The 19,798-nt window shown below is 69.7% G+C and carries 16 protein-coding genes; 7 read left to right on the top strand and 9 right to left on the bottom strand.

What is annotated here, in order from left to right:
• Nucleotides 1-155: 155 nt before the first annotated feature.
• Nucleotides 156-1,520, bottom strand: coding sequence for a glutathione-disulfide reductase (gene gorA / locus MKP05_RS06870; RefSeq protein ID WP_240567637.1), 1,365 nt, complete (start codon nucleotides 1,518-1,520; stop codon nucleotides 156-158).
• 172 nt (nucleotides 1,521-1,692) lie between these two features.
• Between gorA and can the strand changes: the two genes are divergently transcribed.
• The 3 genes from can (at nucleotide 1,693) to MKP05_RS06885 (ending at nucleotide 4,884) form a co-directional block, all read left to right on the top strand.
• The gene (gene can, locus MKP05_RS06875) at nucleotides 1,693-2,343 is read left to right on the top strand and encodes a carbonate dehydratase (RefSeq protein WP_110285163.1); all 651 of its coding nucleotides are present in this window, start codon (nucleotides 1,693-1,695) and stop codon (nucleotides 2,341-2,343) included.
• 188 nt (nucleotides 2,344-2,531) lie between these two features.
• Nucleotides 2,532-3,836, top strand: coding sequence for a Xaa-Pro dipeptidase (pepQ, locus tag MKP05_RS06880; protein ID WP_240567638.1), 1,305 nt, complete (start codon nucleotides 2,532-2,534; stop codon nucleotides 3,834-3,836).
• Entirely contained in the window at nucleotides 3,823-4,884 is a 1,062-nt protein-coding gene (locus tag MKP05_RS06885; RefSeq protein WP_240567639.1) for a hydrolase, read from the top strand. The genes pepQ and MKP05_RS06885 overlap by 14 nt, the downstream gene beginning before the upstream one ends.
• Here MKP05_RS06885 and msrA read toward each other — a convergent pair.
• Genes msrA through MKP05_RS06905 form a run of 4 tightly spaced genes read right to left on the bottom strand, consistent with a single transcriptional unit; the run spans nucleotide 4,865 to nucleotide 12,352 of the window.
• The gene (gene msrA / locus MKP05_RS06890) at nucleotides 4,865-5,479 is read right to left on the bottom strand and encodes a peptide-methionine (S)-S-oxide reductase MsrA (RefSeq protein WP_240567640.1); all 615 of its coding nucleotides are present in this window, start codon (nucleotides 5,477-5,479) and stop codon (nucleotides 4,865-4,867) included. The genes MKP05_RS06885 and msrA overlap by 20 nt on opposite strands.
• A 35-nt stretch (nucleotides 5,480-5,514) precedes the next feature.
• Complete coding sequence (gene tamB / locus MKP05_RS06895; RefSeq protein WP_240567641.1) at nucleotides 5,515-9,513, bottom strand: autotransporter assembly complex protein TamB; 3,999 nt, start codon at nucleotides 9,511-9,513, stop codon at nucleotides 5,515-5,517.
• A 20-nt stretch (nucleotides 9,514-9,533) separates the two neighbouring features.
• Entirely contained in the window at nucleotides 9,534-11,402 is a 1,869-nt protein-coding gene (gene tamA / locus MKP05_RS06900; protein ID WP_240567642.1) for an autotransporter assembly complex protein TamA, read from the bottom strand.
• Nucleotides 11,403-11,440: 38 nt separating this feature from the next.
• A complete protein-coding gene (locus MKP05_RS06905; RefSeq protein ID WP_240567643.1) occupies nucleotides 11,441-12,352 on the bottom strand; it encodes a coiled-coil domain-containing protein in 912 nt (303 codons plus the stop codon).
• Between the two features lie 282 nt (nucleotides 12,353-12,634).
• Here MKP05_RS06905 and MKP05_RS06910 point away from each other — a divergent pair, with 282 nt between their 5' ends.
• Nucleotides 12,635-13,213 (top strand): superoxide dismutase, encoded by a 579-nt coding sequence (locus tag MKP05_RS06910; protein WP_110284852.1) that lies wholly within the window; start codon nucleotides 12,635-12,637, stop codon nucleotides 13,211-13,213.
• Nucleotides 13,214-13,296: 83 nt separating this feature from the next.
• Here MKP05_RS06910 and MKP05_RS06915 read toward each other — a convergent pair whose 3' ends face one another.
• Both MKP05_RS06915 and galU read right to left on the bottom strand, forming a co-directional pair.
• On the bottom strand, nucleotides 13,297-14,604 hold the full coding sequence (locus MKP05_RS06915) for a nucleotide sugar dehydrogenase (protein ID WP_240567644.1): 1,308 nt from the start codon (nucleotides 14,602-14,604) through the stop codon (nucleotides 13,297-13,299).
• A gap of 5 nt (nucleotides 14,605-14,609) precedes the next feature.
• Nucleotides 14,610-15,500: a UTP--glucose-1-phosphate uridylyltransferase GalU gene (gene galU, locus MKP05_RS06920; RefSeq protein ID WP_110284854.1), complete on the bottom strand. Its 891-nt coding sequence runs from the start codon at nucleotides 15,498-15,500 to the stop codon at nucleotides 14,610-14,612.
• 220 nt (nucleotides 15,501-15,720) lie between these two features.
• Between galU and ubiG the strand changes: the two genes are divergently transcribed.
• The 3 genes from ubiG to MKP05_RS06935 all read left to right on the top strand — a co-directional run bounded on the left by ubiG (nucleotide 15,721) and on the right by MKP05_RS06935 (nucleotide 18,163).
• Entirely contained in the window at nucleotides 15,721-16,446 is a 726-nt protein-coding gene (gene ubiG / locus MKP05_RS06925) for a bifunctional 2-polyprenyl-6-hydroxyphenol methylase/3-demethylubiquinol 3-O-methyltransferase UbiG (RefSeq protein WP_110284855.1), read from the top strand.
• Nucleotides 16,443-17,111, top strand: a complete 669-nt coding sequence (locus tag MKP05_RS06930) for an HAD-IA family hydrolase (protein WP_240567645.1) — start codon at nucleotides 16,443-16,445, stop codon at nucleotides 17,109-17,111. The genes ubiG and MKP05_RS06930 overlap by 4 nt, the downstream gene beginning before the upstream one ends.
• 176 nt (nucleotides 17,112-17,287) lie before the next feature.
• Nucleotides 17,288-18,163: a hypothetical protein gene (locus MKP05_RS06935; RefSeq protein WP_240567646.1), complete on the top strand. Its 876-nt coding sequence runs from the start codon at nucleotides 17,288-17,290 to the stop codon at nucleotides 18,161-18,163.
• Between the two features lie 64 nt (nucleotides 18,164-18,227).
• On the opposite strand, the gene MKP05_RS06940 is transcribed toward MKP05_RS06935, so the two are convergent.
• Both MKP05_RS06940 and ybgF read right to left on the bottom strand, forming a co-directional pair.
• Nucleotides 18,228-18,989 carry a YciK family oxidoreductase gene (locus tag MKP05_RS06940; RefSeq protein ID WP_110284858.1) on the bottom strand — a complete coding sequence of 254 codons (762 nt, stop codon included), beginning with the start codon at nucleotides 18,987-18,989 and terminating at the stop codon, nucleotides 18,228-18,230.
• A gap of 17 nt (nucleotides 18,990-19,006) precedes the next feature.
• Complete coding sequence (gene ybgF / locus MKP05_RS06945) at nucleotides 19,007-19,783, bottom strand: tol-pal system protein YbgF (RefSeq protein ID WP_240567648.1); 777 nt, start codon at nucleotides 19,781-19,783, stop codon at nucleotides 19,007-19,009.
• Nucleotides 19,784-19,798: the final 15 nt, after the last annotated feature.

The following is a 19,798-nucleotide window of genomic DNA, read 5'->3' on the forward strand; positions in this document are numbered from 1 at the left end:
GACGGGGCACTAGCCTCAGTCTAGCCCGTTTTTCACCACTCTCCCGGTCGGTCGACTGTTGAATGCCCTTCCCGGTCACCTCCCGGTCACCTCCCGGTCACCGCCACGGGCCACCCGGAGGGGCGGCCCGTGGTGCTCGTATGGCGCGGGACGATTCAGCGGCGGGTCGGGGTCCCCATGGTGACGAACTCCTCGGCGCCGGTGGGATGAATGCCCACGGTGGCATCGAAATCGGCCTTGGTGAGCCCGGCACGCACGGCGATGCCGATGCCCTGGATCACCTCCCCCGCCTCCTCGCCCACCATGTGGGCGCCGACGACCACGTCGCTCTGGTCATCGACGATCAGCTTCATAAGGCAGCGCTCGCTGCTGCCGGACAGGGTGTGCTTCAGGGGGCGGAAATCGGCGGTATAGACACGGATCTCCCCGCACGCCTCGCGGGCCTGTTCCTCGGAGAGGCCCACGGTGCCGATATTGGGATGGCAGAACACCGCGGTGGCGATATTGCGGTAGTCGAGTGGCGCCTTCGGTGGTGTCTCGCCGAAGTGGTGCTGCACCATGTGCATCGCCTCGGCCAGCGCCACGGGGGTCAGCTCCGGGCCGCCGGTGACGTCGCCCAGCGCCAGGATCGAGGGCACCGAGGTCTCGAAGCGATCATTGACACGCAGGTGCCCCCCCTCGGTCAGCTCGATGCCGAGGCCGTCGAGGCCGAGTCCCTCGAGGTGTGGCTTGCGGCCGGTCGCGGCCAGCACCGCGTCGACCTCGAGCTGTTCGCCGTTGGTCAGGGTCACCAGCAGGCCGTCGTCGACCTTCTCGATCGACTCCACGTTGGCCTCGAAGTGCAGGTCGACGCCCTTCTTGGCCATCTCGTCCCGGGTGAACTCGCGCACCTCGTGGTCGAAGCCGCGCAAAAAGAGCTTCCCGCGATAGACCAGGTGGGTCTCGCTGCCCAGGCCGTTGAAGATGCTGGCGAACTCGACGGCGATATAGCCGCCGCCGAGCACCAGGAAGCGGCGCGGGAAGGTGTCCAGGTCGAAGATCTGGTTGGAGTTGAGTGTCAGCTCGCTGCCCGGGAACTCGGGGACCCAGGGCCAGCCCCCCACGGCGACCAGGATCCTGGCGGCACTGATCGTCTCGCCGGCGACCTCCACGCGGTGGGCATCCACCACCCGGGCGCGGCCGTTGATCAGGCGTACCCCGGCAGTGTCGAGCAGCCGGCCGTAGATGCCGTTGAGGCGCTTGATCTCGCCGATCTTGTTGTCGCGCAGGGTCGCCCAGTCGAACTCGGGCGCTGTCGGCAGCCGCCAGCCGAAGCCGCCGGCATCCTCGAAGGTGTCATGGAAGTGGGCCGCATGGGAATACAGCTTCTTCGGCACGCAGCCCACGTTGACGCAGGTGCCGCCCAGGTAGCGATCCTCGGCCACGGCGACGCGGGCCCCGGTGGCTGCCGCGGTGCGGGCGGCACGCACGCCGCCGGATCCCGCGCCGATGACGAAAAGATCGTAGTCGAACTCGGACACGTGATTCTCCTGCTCAGGGATGGGCCGCAAGGTAGCCCGGGAAACGAAATGCCGCCATGATACCAGCCCAGCCACCGCCCCGGGAGGGCTGGCGGTTGACCGCTCGGGAGCGTAGCGGTAAAAGGGGCTGCCCCGCGCCCGTCACCCACCCACCACTCGAGGGAATGCCGCCATGAACAAGGACATCCAGGACCTGCTCGAGAACAACCGCGCCTGGGCCGAGCGCATGTGCCGGGAGGATCCCGACTACTTCTCGCGACTCTCGCAGCAGCAGAACCCCGACTATCTCTGGATCGGCTGCTCCGACAGCCGGGTGCCGGCCAACCAGATCATCTCGCTGCCCCCGGGCGAGGTGTTCGTCCATCGCAACGTGGCCAACCTGCTCCACCACAACGACCTCAATGCCTTGTCGGTATTGCAGTACGCCGTGGAGGTGCTCAAGGTGCGCCACATCATGGTGGTCGGCCACTACGGCTGCGGCGGGATACGCGCCGTGGTCGGTGGTGGCGACAACGGCATGGTGGACATCTGGCTGCACTCGGTACGCGAGCTCTATGCCCGCCACCGCGAGGAGTTGGCCTCCCTTGCCCCGGACGCCCAGGTGGACCGCATGTGCGAGCTCAACGTCAAGGCCCAGGTCTCCAACCTGTGCTGCACCAAGATCGTCCAGCACGCCTGGCAGCGCGGCCAGGAGCTGGCGGTGCACGGCTGGGTCTACGGCCTGGCCGACGGGCGCGTCAAGGACCTCGACTGCACGGTCTCCGGCCTCGACCAGGCCACCACCCTCTATCGCATCGACCGGCTGACCCCCGCCGGCGATTGAGGCGAGTCGCGGCAGCCGCTGCTGCTCAACCTGATCGCCAAGCCCGGCTATATCGCCGGCGGCAGCATCCGCTTCGATGGCCAGGAGCTCCCCGGACGTGGCCTGCGCCCCATGTGGCGCAGCCTGCCCGCCCAGGTCGATAATGACGATGTTCCCTGGCCCTTCGATGACCCAAGACGGAGTCCGTGATGCCCACCCCCGACCTCGCCGCCGCCCAAGGACGCCACCTGGACGCCCTGGCCCGGGCCTACGCGAAGATCCTGACCGCCGAAGGCTATGATGGGGTGTTGCTCTACAGCGGTCACGCCCACCGTCACTTCGGCGACGACCAGACCGCCAGCTTCGCCGCGTTCGGCCACTTCCTGCACTGGGTGCCGATGGCCGGCCTGGAGCATGGCTGGCTGCTGATTCGTCCCGGAGCCAGGCCGACGCTCTATTTCCATGCCCCGGCGGACTTCTGGCACCTGACGCCTCGGCTGCCCGAGGAGGCCTGGGTCGAGGCCTTCGAGGTCGAGTTACGCTCCGAGACGGCCCCGCCGTCGCTACCCGCCGGGCGCTTCGCGATACTCGGCGAGGTCGATGCCGAGCTGGCCTCGTCGCTGGGCGCCGAGGCCAACCCCGAGGCCCTGACCCGGGCCCTGAACGAGCTGCGGGTACACAAGAGCGATTACGAGGTGGCCTGCCTGCGCGAGGCCAATCGCCGGGCCCTGACCGGCCATCGGGCGGCCCGGGAGGTCTTCCTGGCCGGGGGCGCCGAGCTGGACTGCCAGCTCGCCTACCTGGGGGCCGCCCGGGTCCGCGAGAGCGAGCTGCCCTACCAGAACATCGTCGGCCTCAATGCCCACGGCGGCGTACTGCACTACCAGCACTACACCATCGACGCCCCGGCCCGGCGCCGCAGCCTGCTGCTCGACGGCGGCCACCGTTACCGCGGCTACTGTGCCGACATCACCCGCACCTGGCCCGGCCCCGACGCCGACCCGGCCTTCGCCCCGTTGGTCGAGGGTGTCACGACCCTGCAACAGCGGCTGATCGCCGCCCTGCGCCCCGGGGTGAGCTATGTCGAGCTCCATGAGCGGATGCACGCGGGTCTCGGGGAACTGCTGGCCGAACACGGCCTGGTGCGGTGTTCACCGGGAGCGGCGGTGGCCACGGGCATCACCCGGGCCTTCTGCCCTCACGGCCTGGGCCACCTGCTCGGGCTGCAGGTCCACGACGTGGCCGGGCGGGTCGCCGCCGATGGTAGCCCCCTTCCTCCGCCGGCCGGCCATCCGGCCCTGCGCCTGACACGGGAACTGGAAGCGGGCATGGTGGTCACCATGGAACCGGGGCTGTACATCATTCCCATGCTGCTCGAACGGTTCCGTGACACCCACGACATCGACTGGCACAGGGTCGAGGGGCTGGCCGACCACGGCGGCGTCCGCATCGAGGACAACGTGCTGGTCACCGTCCATGGGCCCGATAACCTGACGCTTCATGACGCCGAGTGACACCGCCATGTCCGGCCGATTGCATCACGCCACCTTTCGACCACCCACGGGGCTCGCCAACCGCCACGTCCAGACCCTGCTGCCGCGACTGCTGCCGCGTCCCGGCGTCAAGCGCGACGTCGAGATCCTCGAGCTGCCGGATGGCGACTTCGTCGAGCTGGCGTGGGTGCGCCCGGCACCGGCCCGAGCGGACGCCCCCCTGTTCGTGCTCTTCCACGGCCTGGAGGGCTCCTTCGACTCGCCCTACGCGCGCCATCTGCTGGGCATGGCCGCGGGGCTGGGCTGGCGCGCCGTGCTCATGCACTTCCGCGGCTGTGGCGGCACCCCCAACCGACTGCCGCGGGCCTATCACAGTGGCGACACCGCCGATGCCTACTGGCTGATCGGCCAACTCGCCCACCGTTACCCACGTGCCCTCAAGGTCGCGGCCGGGGTCTCGCTGGGGGCCAACATGCTGGTCAAGCTGGTGGCCGAACAGGGTGGTGACGGCCTCGACCTGGCCGGCGCCATCGCCATCGGCGCCCCGCTCGACCTGGCGGCCTGCGCCGATACCCTGCACCAGGGCGTCGCGCGTCTCTACGAGCGCCACCTGCTGGCCTCGTTGAAGGCCAAGGTGGCGCCCCGGCTGCAGGCCGGCGAACTGCCGCTGGCCCTGGATCGACGCCGGCTCGCCGGGCTCGACAGCCTGCGCGCCTACGACGATGCCGTGACCGCGCCGCTGCATGGTTTCGACGGCGCCGCCGACTACTACCGACGCGCCTCGGCCGGCCCCCTGCTCGGCGAGCTCGAGCTCCCTACCCTGCTGCTTCACGCCGATGACGACCCCTTCATGCCGGCGGGGTTGTTCGAGCGACTGCCCGCCCCCTCGGCCTCGGTACGGGTGGAGATCGCCCACCATGGGGGACACCTGGGCTTCATGGAGTGGCGAGACGGACGCCTGCGCTCCTGGTTGTCACGCCGGGTGGGCCGGCAACTGGAGGACTGGGCCAGCCCCGCGGGACAGGAGGTCTGGCCGGCTCTTCGACGGGTCACCCGGTCGGACAGCTGACCCCGGTGCCTCGCAGGCCACAGTAGCCCCCGGGATTCTTGGCCAGGTACTGCTGGTGATACTCCTCGGCGTAGTAGAACGCCTCGAGGGGGGCGATCTCGGTGGTGATCCTGCCCCCGCCGGCGCGCTGCAGCGCTTGCTGGTAGGCATCACGGGTGCGGCGGGCCAGCACCAGTTGGTCGTCGTCCGTCACGTAGATCGCCGAACGGTACTGGGGGCCGATGTCATTGCCCTGGCGGTTGCCCTGTGTCGGGTCGTGGGCCTCCCAGAACACCCGCAGCAGCCGTTCCAGGTCGATCTCGACGGGATCGAAGATCACCCGTACCACCTCGGCATGGCCGGTCAGGCCGGTGCAGGTCTCGTCATAGGTCGGGTTCGGGGTGGCGCCACCGGCATAGCCCACCGCCGTGACATGGACCCCGGGCAGCTGCCAGAAGAGGCGCTCGGCCCCCCAGAAGCAGCCCAGCCCCAGCACGATCTCGCGAAGGTTCTCCGCAAACGGCGGCACCAGGGAGCGGCCAGTGACGCCATGGATGCCGCTGATCTCCATCGGCGTATCGCGCCCCGGCAGGGCGCGGGCAGGGTCGATACTCATCACGGACTCCTCCTGGATTGGATGCTCGGGTTCGATCAATCATTCGGCGTGGGTGGCCTCCCCGGCCGGCTGAAGGTGTAGACGAGATCCACCGCCTGTGCGGCACCGGACACCGCCTCGAGGTAGAGGTTCCGCCACAGGGTATAGCGCACCGTCAGTTCGGCGATCGGCGAGAAGACCCCCACCCCGTAGCTGACCCGCAGATCCTCGGTGAGCTGGCCACTCACTCGCACCTGGCTCTCGTCGCCGACGCCGGCGGTCTCCAGCGTCAGGTCATCGATGCCGAAGGCCTCGCCGATGGCACCCACGGCCCCGCCGGTGCGGCCCAGGGTCAGGCCCAGCAGCGCCGACGCCAGCGCCCCCTCGGTATCGCTGTCCCCGGGCGGGCGACCGCGCAGCAGGTAGGAGAGCGCCCGCGCCTCGTCCATGGCCGGCTCGGAGAACACCCGCAGCCGGGGCTCGGCGGCGGTACCGGTAACCCTCAGGCCGGCGATCACCTCGTCCTGGGTCGCCGCGGGGTTGCGGATCGCCTCGAAATCGAGCAGCGGCTGGTCGGGGGGGCCGCTGAACAGCAGCTTGCCCCGGCGGATCAGCAGGTCCTGGCCATAGGCGCGGAAGCGCCCGTCGACCAGGTTGACGTCGCCGAACAACTGCACCGGCCCGTTCTGCTGGCGGACCTCCAGGATACCGGCCAGGCCCGATTCCAGGCCATAGGCCTGGAGTTGCATGTCGGGACCGAGCCGAAGGCTGATCTGCACGTCCACGGCCATGCCCGCCTCGGCCAGCGCCCGGGCCGCCGACGCGTCGGCGGCCTCCTCGCCCGCCTCGGCGGCGCGTTCGGCCCGGCGCGCGGCCCGCCGCTCGTCGCGGCGGGTGATGATCACCTCATCCGGGCTCGGCGTCACCGCCGACTCCGGCATCTCACCCACCTCGAGCCGTGCCCAGGGGACCTGGACCTGGCCGCGTATCTGCAGGCGATCCGGCCTGACCCGCACCCGCACATCCGGGGCGACCCTCAGGCGGCCGAATTCCGGCAATACCGCCAGCAATGGTCGCTCACGGGCATCCAGGTTCACGGCGATGCGCCAGTCGTCGGGACTCGGCCAGCCGACATCGCCATCGATCTCCAGCCGCCCTTCCTCGGCGGCGACGAACCCGCTGATCCGCCCCCGGTCGCCGGCGAGGCGCACCTCGAGCTCGCCGTCACGCACCTCCAGCGGCACCTCGCTCCCGACCACCTGCAGGCCGCTGAGCCCGATGGTGCCATCGAGGACCGGCGTCTCACGGTTGCCACCGATGCGCACGTCTCCCTCCAGCACCCCTTCGAGGGTGTCCATGCCGGCCACCAGGGCGCGATAGCGGGAGAGCCGGAAGCCGTCGAGGGAGAGCCGGCCGTCCAGGTCTCCGCTGCCAACGGGGTCATCGATCCGCAGCACCAGGCGCAGGTCGCCGGCCTCGGCGAGGCTCAGCGCCAGATCGAGATCGGCACTCGCCTGGTCGGCGGCCAGGCTCAGCGAGAGCCGCGAGGCGGGCAGCTCCCAGGGCTGGCCGTAGGCGTCCAGGCCACGCACGGCCAACTCGCTGGCCAGCTCCAGCTCGGCCTGCCAGCGTGCACCGCCCTGGCGCCACTCGGCGATCAGCGTGGCCTCGGTGGCACCGGCCAGTTCCCAGTCCTCGGGCACCGCCGCCTCGATCAGCGACATCGGCAACTCGCGGATCGCCAGCAACGCCCGCCCCCGCTCGGCCGAGGCCTGCAGGGACTCCTCGAGGCAGAGGACGCCACCCTGCGCACGCCCCAGGCAGAAGGGCTGGATCCGTACGCTGCCGCCCGGCAGGTCGGCCTCGAAGGCCAGGGCCTCGGCCAGGCGAATATCGCCGTAGTCGGTATCGACCTCCAGCGGCATCAGGCGCCCGGCATAGCGTTGGCGATCGGCGCCCATGGCGCCCTCCAGGACCAGGGCGGCCCGGGTGAGCGGCATGCCCCGGCCGGCGGTGGCGTCCAGGCTCAGGCGATGGGCGGAGAGTCGGCCATCGAGGCGCAGGCCGACCTCGCTGAAGCGCTGGCCGCCGGCATCGAGCCGCTCGATATCGAGCCGCAGGTCCAGCTCGGGATCGTCCACGCCGCTGACCCGGCCGGCCAGGCGCAGCCGCTCGAGGCGGTGCTCGGCGAAGCGCAGGGCCTGGCCGGTCAGGTCCAGGTCAAGCCGTGGCGAGGCCAGGGTGCCGGAGCCGGTGAACTCGCCGGCCAGGCTGCCCGAGAGCTCCTCGTGCAGGCTGGCCAGGGCCGGCAGGTCCAGCTCACCGGCGAGGTCGATGGCCCGTTCGCTGACCCGGCCGGCGGCCGTCAGGCGATTGTCGCCCTGCCGGAAGTCCAGGGAGTCGATCCGCCAGCGCATCTCGTTGTCGCCGACGAGACTCGCCCGCAGCGACATCGGCAGCTCCTGCAGCTCGCCGTCGATGGCAAGCCGGGGAACCCGCAGTTGCCAGCCCGCCGGCGACTGGACGAAGCCCAGTTCGGCGTCGCCATCCAGCCGCCCCGTGATGCCGTCGACGAAATCGCCAGGGTCGAGATTGTCCAGGCGTACCACCGCCTCGACACCGAGCTCCTCGGCCCAGTCGACCCGGCCGCGGGTGACCACCGAGGCGCGGCCGAGGCTCACCGACAGCGGTGTCCAGGCAAAGTGTTCGAAATCGCCGGTGCCGGTGAGGGCGACCCGGGTATAGGGGATCTCGGGCCCCTCCGCCATCAGCGAGGCGGCGACTCGATAGGCCAGCAGGCTGCCCTCCAGGCGCAAGGTGAGGTCCTCCACCAGGTATGGCTTCGCCGGCGCGGCGGCGACCTCCTCTGCCGCCTCGTCCCGAGTGGACAGCGTCCCGGGGAGGGGCCACTGGAGCAGGTCGCTCCCCAGGGAGGCCGTGAACGGCAGGGTCGGGTCCAGGGCGTCCAGGCGGGCCTCGAGGGTGGCGGTGACCGGGCCGGCTAGCCCCAGGCGGACGCCGAGATCGCCGAGGTCGCCGTCGAGCGCCAGGTCGACGCGCTCCCCGGCCAGTTCGGGCATCACCTCGGGCAGCCAGAGGGCGGCGTCGAGCCGCGCCTCGAGGGGATAGTCGTCACGCAGCTCGATGCTGGCCGTCAGCCGGGCGTCGGCATCCACCGTCGTCACCTCGAGCGGGGCAACCTCGACCCGATGCCCCTCGGCGGTCAGCGTCAGGTCCAGGCGCCGCAGCCCGTAATCCACCGGGCCGGCGACGGCGAAGTCCTCCACCCGCAGCTCCGGTACCTCGATGCGCAGCGGCAGGCGTACCTCGGGCAATGTGCGCCGCGGCTGCTCCTCCAACGGCAGGCCGGCCAGTCCCTCGAGCTCGGCCGCGACCGCCGCGGGCAGCGGCGAGCGTGCCGCGATGGCGGCATCGATCGCCTCGGCACTGAGCCGTGGTCCCTCATGCTCGGCCTCGCTGAGGGCAAGGCGGGCCCCAGGCGAGAGTGGCAACAGGAACCGTGCGCCGACCAGTCGCGTCGGCAGCAGGGTCAGGGTGTCCGCCTCGGCCACCGCGCCGGTGCTGAAGCGCTCCCAGGTGAGCCGGCTGCCATCGGCCAGTTGCACCTCCACGTCGAGCAGGGCGAGGGAGCGGATCTCCACCGGGAAGGGCAGCGAGAGGGTCCCGGGCGGCTCCCGCGGTTCGCGGTCGTCCGCCTCTGCCAGGCGGATCCGCGCGCCCTCGACGACGAGCGCATCGAGGCACAGCCGTCCGCCGAGCAGGCAGTCGTCGGCCCAGGCCAGTTCGAGGCGCTCGGCGGCGACCCTGGCCGGCCCCGCCTCGAGGCGCAGCCCGTGCAGTACCAGGGTATCGAGCGGCGCGCCCTCGACGGCCTCCAGCTCGAAGAAGCCGCGCTTGGCGCCCTCCTCGAGCAACAGCCCGGTGCCCCAGGGCGACAGCGCCAGGCCGAGGCCCAGCACCGCCAGGCCCAGCAACCACAGGGGAAGCAGGATCAGCAGGCGAACCAGCGCCCAGGTCAATACTCGTGCTCTCATGCCTCTACTCAAGGGGGCCATCAGAACTCGGGACCAATGGCGAAGTGAATCCGAAAGTCGTTGTCCTCGTCATCGAAGGGGTGTGCCACGTCGAAGCGGATCGGTCCGACCGGCGAGATCCAGCGCACGCCGAGGCCGGCACCGGTATTGAGGGCATCCGGCAACCACTCATCGAAGGCATCGCCGGTGTCGACGAAGGCCGCGCCCCACCAGGCCCCGGTGACCCGGCGCTGCAGCTCGACGCTGGCGGTGAGCAGCTGCTGGCCACCGCGCAGCTCGCCCTCCTCGTTGCGCGGGGCCAGGCCCTCGTAGGCGTAACCGCGCACGCTGCGATCGCCCCCGGTAAAGAAGCGCAGCGAGGGGGGGATCTTGTCGAAGTCGTCGGTCTCGATGGCGCCGAGACCGAGCCGGGTGACGAAGCGGGTGTCCTCGCCGAACATGCGGATCCACTGGGTCTCGCCGGTCATGCGCAGGAAGTCGGCGTCGGAACCCCACAGGCCGTCGGACACCTCGAAGGCGATGCGCTGGCTATCCCCCCAATTGGGGAAAGTGGGATTGCGGGTACGGGTGCGCGACCAACTGATGCCGGGGTAGAGAATCACCACCTGCGCTTCCTCGTCCCCCTGGGTGAAGTCCTCGAAGGTGGTACGCACAAAGAGCGTCTGCACCCAGAGGTTCTCGAACTCCCAGCGTCGGGCGGCTTCCAGGGTCGCCTCCAGGGAGCGGGTATCCTCGTTGTCGCGCTGACGAAAGCCGTACTGGAAGCGATAGCTGTCACGTAGCGGGTTGGCCAGCGGCATGTTGTAGGTGCCGGTGAAGCGTTGATCGGGTGCGGCGAGGGACAGGCTGTGGTCGAGTCCGTGCCCGTAGCGGTTGATCCAGGGCTGTTTCCAGGCGAAGCGGGTGCGTGGCCCCACGTCGGTGGCGTAGCCCACCCCGATCTCGAACCTGTGGCGATCGGCCGGGGTCACGCTGATGTCGATGGGGATCTCGGGCCGCTCGGGGCGATGCAGGGCCGTGGCACCCTCGAGCGCCGGGCCGCTCAGCCTCGGGCCGTCGGCGCCCGCTGCCCGACTGGCCAGCTCGCCACCGGCGACTTCCACCTCGTTCCAGAAGCCGAGCCGGGGCTCCGGCAGGGCCAGGCTCGCCGCCTCGCCGAGCCGTGGGCGTACGGCGATGGAGCCGAACCAGCCGGTCTGTCCCAGGCGCTGGTTGTAACGGGCCAGTTCACTCGCCAGGTAAGGCTCGCCGGGAGTGAACGGCAGCATGCGCCGCAACCGCTCCTCCACGATATGACTGCCGTCGATGCTGACCTCGCCGAAGCGGTGGCGAGGACCGCTGTCCAGGGCCAGGAAGAGGCGGGCACTCTCGGCGTGGGGGCGCACCTCCATGCGGCGCTCGACGAAACGCCAGTCGAAGTAGCCGCGTTCCAGCGAGAGGTTGGCCAGCCGGCTGCGAAGCCGATCGTAGGGGGCGTGCACCAGAGGGTCACCCTCGGCCAGCGGAAAGGCCGCAACGGCCTCGCGGAACCTCGGATCCTCGGCGGCATCGCCTTCGACGCGAATGTCGAGGGTCTCGATTCTCACCCGCGGGCCCGGCTCGATCATCAGCTCCACGTACCCGGGCGGGTCGCCCTCGGCCAACCGGTGGGTCACCTGAGGCGAGTAGTAGCCGTAGACCCGCATCGCCTCGCGGGTGCGTCGCTGCACCTCGCCCTCGACTCGCGAGCGGCTGTACTGCGCGGCATCGAGCCCATCCAGGTAGTAACGGACATTCGCCGCAACATCGCCGCCTACGCCGTCGATGCGCGCCTCGAGGCCCAATGCCGAGTGAATCATGCCAAGACACAAGGCCGCTGCCCCCAGGCGTGTGAACACGCGATTACCCATCTCAACGGCTTCCCTAGCTTGGCGTTGGCACCCTTACCTCAGCGCCGCAGGGCCTCGATCCGGGCACTCAGGGCGACTTGCGAGCGGCGCAACTCGCCAAGCTCGGCTTCCAGCGCGCCCAGTCTGCCCGCCACGGCATCGGTGCGCTGCGCTTCATCATCCCGTGATGCCGCCGCGGCTTCAACCTCGTCGACGAGCCCCGCCACCCGCGCGGCCAACTCGTCGAGGCGCTCCTGCAGCTGGCGCTCCTCGCGGGTCAGGCGCTCCTCGAGCTCGCCGTGGGCCATCGCCAGTTCCGCCTGGGCGGACTCGAGCCTGGCCAGGGTCTCGCCCTGCCCCGCCTCGGCTTCCAGCGACTCCAGCCGCTCATCCAGGCCGGCGAGGCCCTCCTCATCACGTTCGCGGGCATCACGCAGCGCCTCGAGGCGCTCGTCCAACGCGGCCCGTCCCTCGTCGCCGGCGCGTTCCAGGGCATCGAGGGAACGTCGGGTCGCGGCCAGCACGGCATCGCGGGTCGCGGCCTCCTCGGCGAGGCTCGCCTGCCGTTGCTGCAGTTCGTCGATGCGCTCGTCGATGGCCGCGAGTCGAGCCGGGATGCTCTCCTCCTGGCCTGCCAGGCGTTCCTCGAGCTCCGCGTCCCGGCTTGCCAGGCCATCGAGGCGCGACTCGAGACGCTCGAGGGCCTCGCCGCGCCCCTCCTCCGCGTCGAAGCGGGCATGGACATTGGACACCTCGCCGGAGATCCGCGCGAGCTCACGCTCGAAGCGGGCCCGCTCCTCCCAGCCGGCCCAGGCCAGGGCGCCAAAAGCGGCGATCAGCGCCAGGACCAGCAGCCACAGCGGCCAGACACGCGGCGGCGGCGGGGGACGCAGACGATGGGGTGCCAGGCTGGAATCCGGGTCCGGGACGATCGGTCGCGCATGCCGGCGGTCATCCGGGCGCTCTGCCATGGCGAACTCCTTAACTCTCGAGCGATGAAACCTGCCTCGGACGGCAGGCGTGGCAGCCTTGTGACGGAACCCCGAGCCTGACGATCGGATTGGCGCCTTCCGACCCGGGTGCTATGATGCCGCGACAATAGTTGCACAGCGTTTGCTTAGTGTAAGGTTTTTTTCGCCCCGAACGCACGGGCCAGCGCCAACGCCCTCGAGGCCGGCCCTTGCAGTGGCGGCGATGAATCCTTCACCATGAGGCGCTGTTTCATCACCGTGACGACAAAGGAGAGTCCCTGAATGGCATTTGAACTTCCCGCCCTGCCGTACGAGAAGAACGCGCTGGAACCGCACATCTCCGCCGAGACCCTCGACTACCATTACGGCAAGCACCACCAGGCCTACGTCACCAAGCTCAACGAGCTGGTCGCGGGCACCGAGAACGCCGACAAGTCCCTGGAAGAGATCATCAAGTCCTCCTCCGGCGGCCTGTTCAACCAGGCGGCTCAGGTCTGGAACCACACCTTCTACTGGCACTGCCTGTCGCCCAACGGTGGCGGCGAGCCCACCGGCGCCCTGGCGGACGCCATCAACGCCAAGTTTGGCTCCTTCGAGAAGTTCAAGGAGACCTTCAACGCCAATGCCATCGGCAACTTCGGTTCCGGCTGGACCTGGCTGATCAAGACCGATGACGGCGGCGTCGACATCGTCAACACCAGCAATGCCGACACCCCCATCGCCCATGGCCAGACCCCGCTGCTGACCATCGACGTGTGGGAGCACGCCTACTACATCGACTACCGCAACGCCCGTCCCAAGTACATGGAGAGCGTGTGGGCCCTGATCAACTGGGACTTCGTCGCCCAGAACTTCGGCTGATGTCCTGACGCCCTGGCGTCACCACCACCGAACGTAAACGGTCCCGCCAAATGGCGGGACCGTTTACGTTTCAGGGCCGGGTGTCATGGGGCAGCAACGGGATCCGCTCTTCTCCCGATTCCCCGGTAATACAGCCCCTGGGATGCGGCCCAGGCCGGATCATAGATATTGCGGCCGTCGAGCAGCAGCCTCTCGCCGAGCAACCCCGTGAGCCGCGGCCAGTCGGGATTCCAGTACTCCTTCCACTCGGTGACCAGCATCAGGGCATCGGCCCCCTTGCAGGCCTCATAGGGATCCCCCTCGAACACCTCGAGCAGTGGATGCTCACCGACCTCGGCCAGCAGGGCGTGGACGGCCGAGGGGTCGTGCAGCCGCACCCTGACCCCCTGGGCCCAGAGGGAGCGCAGCAGCGTCAGGACCGGGGCGTGATCGATGCGCGCGGTGCCGGGCTTGAAGGCCGCCCCCCAGATCGCCACGGTGCGCCCCTGCAGGCGGCCGTGGAAGTGGGTCCAGAGCTTGCGGAACAGCGTCTCCTTCTTGTGCTCATTGATGTCGAGCACCTGCTCGAGCAACGCCGAGTGGCGTCCGCTGGCCGACTGCACATCGGCCAGCCGCATCAGGTCGCGGGAGAAATTGGGACCACCGAAGCCACAACCGGGATAGAGGTACTCGTAGCCGATCCGCGAGTCGGCCCCCATGCCGCGACGCACGTACTCGACATCGACCCCCAGGCTGTCGGCCAGACCGGCGATCTCGTTCATGTAGCTGATGCGGGTCGCCAGCATGCCGTTGATCGCCAGCTTGGCCAGCTCGGCGGCGCGCCGCGGCATGCGCTGGAACACTTCGCTGCGGCGGTTGAAGGCCCGCAGCAACTCGCGGACCCGGTGCTCGGCCGCGTCGTCGTCGCAGCCCAGCAGCCAGCGACCGGGGCGGGTGAAGGTCTCCCAGCCGCGCCCCTCTTCCAGCAGGTCGGGGAGTGCCACGGCCACGCCGCGGCCGTTCAGCAGCGCCTCCAGCCGCTCGGTCTCGCCCACCGGAAAGGTGGAGTTGTTGACCAGCACCAGGCCGTCGGCGGCCCGTTCGGCGACCGTACCGACCGGCGTGGCGAGATCGCCGCGTTGCTCGGGCGAGAGAGCCAGCCAGAGCACCTCGGTGCCCTCGCCGTCGTCCGGCGCCAGGGCCTCGGCCTCGACCAGGCGCAGGCTTCCCCGGGCGATGCCCTCCTCGAGCTGCTGGACCAGCCGGGGTTCACGGTTGAGCCACTCCGCACGCGCGAGCCGAGCCCAGGGGGCGCTGGCATGGGGCACCCAGGTCACCCGGTGTCCCACCCAGGAGAGCGCCGCCGCGGCGGTGGCGGCAGAGAGTTCACTGCCATGGATCAGTACCCGCATGGGACTCACTCCTCGGTGGCGTAGCGAGCGAGCAGCTCGCGGAAGCCCTGACCGTAACGCGGATGCCGGCGGCCGTAGGCGAGGATCGCCTCCAGGTAGCCGAGCTGATGGCCGCAGTCATAGGTCTTGCCGCGCATTCGCCAGGCATCCACGCCCTCGGCCCGGCGCAGGGTCTCGATGGCGTCGGTGAGCTGTATCTCGTTACCGGCGCCCGGGGGCGTCTCGGCGAGGAGCGGAAAGATCCTGCCCGGCAGCACGTAGCGGCCGATCACCGCCAGGTCGGAGGGCGCCGCCTCGACGGCCGGCTTCTCGACGACGCCCTGAAGCGGGCGCGACTCGCCGGGGCCGGGAATCTCGCCGCCGGTATCCACGATGCCGTACTTGTAGACCAGGTCAAAGGGGACCTCCTCGACCATCAGCTGGGAGCGCTGGGTACGCTCGAAGGCGTCGAGCATGCCGGCCAGGTCGTTGCGCTCGAGCCCCTCGCAATCGACCAGCACGTCGGGCAGCAGCACCGCGAAGGGTTCGTGGTCGCCCACCACCGGGCGGGCGCAGAGCACGGCGTGGCCCAGCCCCAGCGGCTCCGACTGGCGCACGCTGATGATGTTGACGTCCCCGGGCACGATGGAGCGCAGTTCCTCCAGGAGCTCCTGCTTGCCCTTGGCCTCGAGGCTCGCCTCGAGCTCGAAGTGCTTGTCGAAGTGGTTCTCGATGGCGCCCTTGCTGCCGTGAGTCACCAGCACGATGTCACGGATGCCGGCGGCCACCGCCTCTTCCACCACGTACTGGATCACCGGTCGGTCGACGATGGTGATCATCTCCTTGGGAATCGCCTTGGAAGCCGGCAGGCAGCGGGTGCCGAAGCCGGCGACGGGAAGCACGGCCTTGTTGATCATGGTGCAATCCTTGTCCTGTGAGTAATCGTCGGTGCATGTCGATGTGTGACGCTTGCCACCGGATGAGACGCACCGGTGAAACAACCCTCTCGCCCCGCGGCAGGTCATGGGAATGCGGTCCCCGGAGCGGGTAGAATACGTCATGATACCGAACGAGCACCGACCTGCCACCGTGTCGGCTCGGCGACAACTCAAGTTGGTTCCAGAACGGAGAGCTCAGATGGGCGCAAGTCACACGGAAGCGGGCAATGTCGATCCCGGCGAGATCGCCAAGTTCGAGGCCCTGGCCGAACGCTGGTGGGATCCGGAGAGCGAGTTCAAGCCGTTGCACGATATCAACCCCCTGCGCCTCGACTTCATCGATGCCCGCGCCGGCCTGGCCGGACGGCGGGTGGTCGACGTGGGCTGTGGCGGCGGCATCCTCGCCGAGGCCATGGCCCACCGGGGCGCCATCGTCACCGGCATCGACCTGGGCGAGGCCCCCCTGGCCGTGGCGCGCCTGCATGCCGCCGAGAGTGGCGTCGAGCTGGAGTACCGCAACGTCAGCGTCGAGGCCCTGGCCGAGGAGCGGCCCGGCACCTTCGACGTGGTGACCTGCCTGGAGATGCTAGAGCACGTGCCCGACCCGGCCTCGGTGGTGCGCGCCTGCGCCCGGCTGGTCAAGCCCGGTGGCCAGGTGTTCTTCTCGACCCTGAACCGCAACCCCAAGGCCTACGCCCTGGCGATTCTCGGCGCCGAGTACCTGTTGCGGATGCTGCCTCGCGGTACCCACGACTACGCGAAGTTCATTCGCCCCTCGGAGCTGGCCGGCTGGTGTCGCGAGGCGGGACTCGAGGTGCGCGAGCAGAGCGGTCTGGTCTACAACCCCCTGACCCACCGCTACCGCCTCTCCGACCGCGATGTCTCGGTCAACTACCTCATGCACTGTCGCCGGGAGCTCACGTGAAGGCTCCCGTCTCGCGGCCGGGCGCGCTGCTCTTCGACCTGGACGGTACCCTGGTGGATACCGCGCCGGACCTGGCCCGGGCCACCAATGCCCTGCGCACCCATCATGGGCTCGCGCCGCTCGACTACCCGGTGATCCGGGCCCAGGTCTCCAACGGCGGTAGCGCCCTGGTGACCCTGGCGCTGGGCCTGGCCAGGGAAGCCGAGGGACATGACGAGGCCCGCGCCTTCCTGCTGGAGGCCTATGGAAGGACCATCGCCGCGGAGAGCCGGGTATTTCCCCCGCTCGACCGGCTACTGGCCGACTGGGAAGCCCGTGCACGCCCCTGGGGCATCGTCACCAACAAGCCCCGCGCCTATGCCGAGCCGCTGATCGAGGCGCTCCGCCTGACGCCCGGCGTGCTGATCTGCGCCGATGACCTGCCGGTGAAAAAGCCGTCTCCGGAGCCGCTGTGGGAGGCCGCCCGCCGGCTCCGCACGACGGCATCCGATTGCTGGTATATCGGCGACCATCTACGCGATGTCCAGGCGGCACGGGCCGCCGGCATGGCGGCCGTGGCGGTGGGCTACGGCTATATCGAGGAGGACGACGACTACCGCGCCTGGCCCGCCGATTTCTGGTTCGAGACGGGCGTAGCGCTGGTGGAGGCACTGCTCGGGCACTGAGCCCCCGACCAGGTGCCTGGTCGGGCATGACCATTTTCAGTCTGGCAAGGAGGCGGCCCGGGGGCGACACTGTGGGAGGCGGCCCACGACTTCGTCATCCCTGCGCCGGCAACCATCGCAGTGGCGTATTGTCGCTGTCGCGGCCCTTTCGCATCTGGCGCGCCAGGGTACAGGTCATGAGGAAGTGTTGCCCGCACTGCCGCAGTTATGGCGTCGTCAAGCACCGACGGCGTCTTTGGCGGCGCCTGGCCAGGCGCCCCCACACCTACAGCTGCATCGACTGCGGGGCCACCTTCCCCCTCCAGGCCCTCGACCCGTCGCCGGACCGAGCCGTCCTGCAGCCCGACCGCGATGGCGACAGCCCCCCCTGTCCCCCGCCGGCACCTCGCGTTCGCATCGCAGCGCGGCGGGCGGGCACGGCCCTCGCCCGCCACCTGTCGCCGACTCGCATCGCGAAGAGGCTGGCATGGCTGTGGCAGTGGCTGCGAAGGCCCCCGATCGAGGTCTGGGTCGTCAAGCAGATCGATGACGACATCCTGCACCTGTGCGGCATCGGCACCCCGTGGACCGAGCAGCGGCGCGGGGTCGTGATCGAGGCATTGCGCCAGGGCAGCTATCGTGGCGGCGTGTGTATCGGACGGACGGGGGCGGTCCTCAACAGTCGGCGCTTCGAGGCCTTGATTCCACGCGATGCGCTGCAGCTCGAATCGGCGGCAGCGTGCGCGTGCTGGGAGGGGCGCAGCTGGGGGATCTCGCACGTGCCACAGCGTTGCTGGCTGCATGATGGCCGCCTGGTCGCCCACCTCGGCACGGTCAACGACCGGGCCGGCCTGGTCAGCAGCGAAGACGTCTCCACCATTCGGGACAGCGTCACTCCTGGCGTCACGCCAGGGGATCCCGTCGTCTTCCTGGCCGGCGCGGCCCGGGGAGACCCCCTGCCGCCTAGCCACGAGGTCACGGCAAGTCGTCGCCAAACACAGGACGCGGGCTGGCGGGAGGACGGCTCCTGGGGGCGGATCCCGCGCTCCCCGGGAGGGAGCGACCCGCTGTGATCCCTGGAAACTCGACCGGCAATGGCGTGCCCCCGGCGCGTGCGGCACGCCTCCCGGCGGGCGCTCAGGATCGGGGCGGCTGGGCGTCGAACTTCTCGCCGTTGTGACCGCGGCTGTCCGGCCCCATCAGCCACAGGTAGGTGGGCATGATCTCCTCGGGAGTCCGCAGGGAACTCGGATCCTCGCCGGGATAGGCGGTCTTGCGCATCTGGGTGCGGGTCGCCCCCGGGTTGAGGCTGTTGACGCGGATGTTGCCCAGGTGCTCCAGCTCGTCGGCCAGCACCTCGACGAAGCCTTCGGTGGCGAACTTGGAGACCGCATAGGCGCCCCAGTAGGCCCGGCCGCGGCGCCCGACGCTGGAGGAGGTGAAGATTACCGAGGAGTCCGCGGAATGCTTGAGTAACGGCAGCAGCGCCTGGGTCATCCAGATCGGGCCATTGAGGTTGACCTGCATCACCTGTTCCCAGAGCTCGGGGTTGTACTGCTCGAAGGGGGTGATGCGCCCGAGCAGGCCGGCGTTGTGCAGCAGGCCATCCAGGCGGCCGAACTCCTTGTCCAGGGTCTCGGCCATGTCGTGGTAGTCCTTGAGGGTGGCGCCCTCGAAGTTCAGCGGGAAGATCGCCGGCTGTGGCCCGCCGGCGGCCTCGATCTCGTCATACACCTTTTCCAGCTTGGCGATGGTGCGACCGAGCAGGATCACCGTGGCCCCGTGGCGGGCGAAGGCGAGCGCGGCCGCCCGGCCGATGCCATCACCGGCCCCGGTGACCAGGATGATGCGGTTCTCGAGCAGCCCGTCCGGCGCCTGGTAGTCGATCTTGCTGGTCATCGATGCTCCTTGGGGAATCAGTTGCCCGCCTGGCGCAGGAAGTCGTTGGCGAGACCGGCGGCGCTGCTGTCGGGGTAGGTGTCGCGAACCCGCTCGAGCAGTTCACGACTCTCGCCGGGCTGGCCCTGCCGCGCCTTGAGCAGGCCCAGCTTGTAGAGCGCATCGGGGACCTTGCCACTCTGCGGGAACCGGTCGAGCACGGTCTGGAAGGCCCCTTCGGCCTCGTCCAGGGAGCCTTCCGCGGAGTGCAGCTCGCCGAGCCAGTAGTAGGCGTTGGCCGTCAGGGTATTGTCCGGGTGCTCGGCGACGAAACGGTTGAAGGCGTTGATCGCCTCGCCGAACTCGCGTGACTGGACCCTGGCGAAGGCCGCCTGGTAGGCCGCCTGGGCATCGGCACTGGCGCCGCTCGGTGACGGCGTCCGGGCGACCTCGCGAGCGGCTTCCTCGTCCACCTGGGCGGAGGCGTCCACGCCCACGCCCGCCCCGCCGGAGGCCAGGCGCTCCTCGAGGTCCAGGTACTGTTCGCGGGTCTGGCGCCGCAACTGGTCGAGCTGGTGGCGCAACTCCTCGACCTGGCCGCGCAGCTGGCGGAGCTCCTCGTCGTGCTGCTGGACCTGGTTGAAGATCACCAGGCTGCCGCCCGCCTCCTCGCGGGTTTCCGTCTGCTCGTAGAAGGAGCGCGGCTGGCTGGTGAGGTCCTCCACCACCGGCTGCTGCGCCATCGCTGGGAGCCATACGGACAGCGGGAGCACCAGGGCTCCCGCGCCGCACAGTCCTTTCAGACCGTGTTTCATGCGTGTCTCCATCGA

Source organism: Halomonas flagellata (assembly GCF_022487945.1).
Lineage (GTDB): Bacteria > Pseudomonadota > Gammaproteobacteria > Pseudomonadales > Halomonadaceae > Halomonas > Halomonas flagellata.

Excerpts from the sequence above, each read along its gene's own strand:
- can (WP_110285163.1), top strand. The coding sequence starts at position 1,693 with ATGAACAAGGACATCCAGGACCTGCTCGAGAACAACCGCGCCTGGGCC.
- pepQ (WP_240567638.1), top strand. The coding sequence starts at position 2,532 with ATGCCCACCCCCGACCTCGCCGCCGCCCAAGGACGCCACCTGGACGCC.
- MKP05_RS06885 (WP_240567639.1), top strand. The coding sequence starts at position 3,823 with ATGACGCCGAGTGACACCGCCATGTCCGGCCGATTGCATCACGCCACC.
- msrA (WP_240567640.1), bottom strand. The coding sequence starts at position 5,479 with ATGAGTATCGACCCTGCCCGCGCCCTGCCGGGGCGCGATACGCCGATG.
- tamB (WP_240567641.1), bottom strand. The coding sequence starts at position 9,513 with ATGAGAGCACGAGTATTGACCTGGGCGCTGGTTCGCCTGCTGATCCTG.
- tamA (WP_240567642.1), bottom strand. The coding sequence starts at position 11,402 with ATGGGTAATCGCGTGTTCACACGCCTGGGGGCAGCGGCCTTGTGTCTT.
- MKP05_RS06905 (WP_240567643.1), bottom strand. The coding sequence starts at position 12,352 with ATGGCAGAGCGCCCGGATGACCGCCGGCATGCGCGACCGATCGTCCCG.
- MKP05_RS06910 (WP_110284852.1), top strand. The coding sequence starts at position 12,635 with ATGGCATTTGAACTTCCCGCCCTGCCGTACGAGAAGAACGCGCTGGAA.
- MKP05_RS06915 (WP_240567644.1), bottom strand. The coding sequence starts at position 14,604 with ATGCGGGTACTGATCCATGGCAGTGAACTCTCTGCCGCCACCGCCGCG.
- galU (WP_110284854.1), bottom strand. The coding sequence starts at position 15,500 with ATGATCAACAAGGCCGTGCTTCCCGTCGCCGGCTTCGGCACCCGCTGC.
- ubiG (WP_110284855.1), top strand. The coding sequence starts at position 15,721 with ATGGGCGCAAGTCACACGGAAGCGGGCAATGTCGATCCCGGCGAGATC.
- MKP05_RS06935 (WP_240567646.1), top strand. The coding sequence starts at position 17,288 with ATGAGGAAGTGTTGCCCGCACTGCCGCAGTTATGGCGTCGTCAAGCAC.
- MKP05_RS06940 (WP_110284858.1), bottom strand. The coding sequence starts at position 18,989 with ATGACCAGCAAGATCGACTACCAGGCGCCGGACGGGCTGCTCGAGAAC.
- ybgF (WP_240567648.1), bottom strand. The coding sequence starts at position 19,783 with ATGAAACACGGTCTGAAAGGACTGTGCGGCGCGGGAGCCCTGGTGCTC.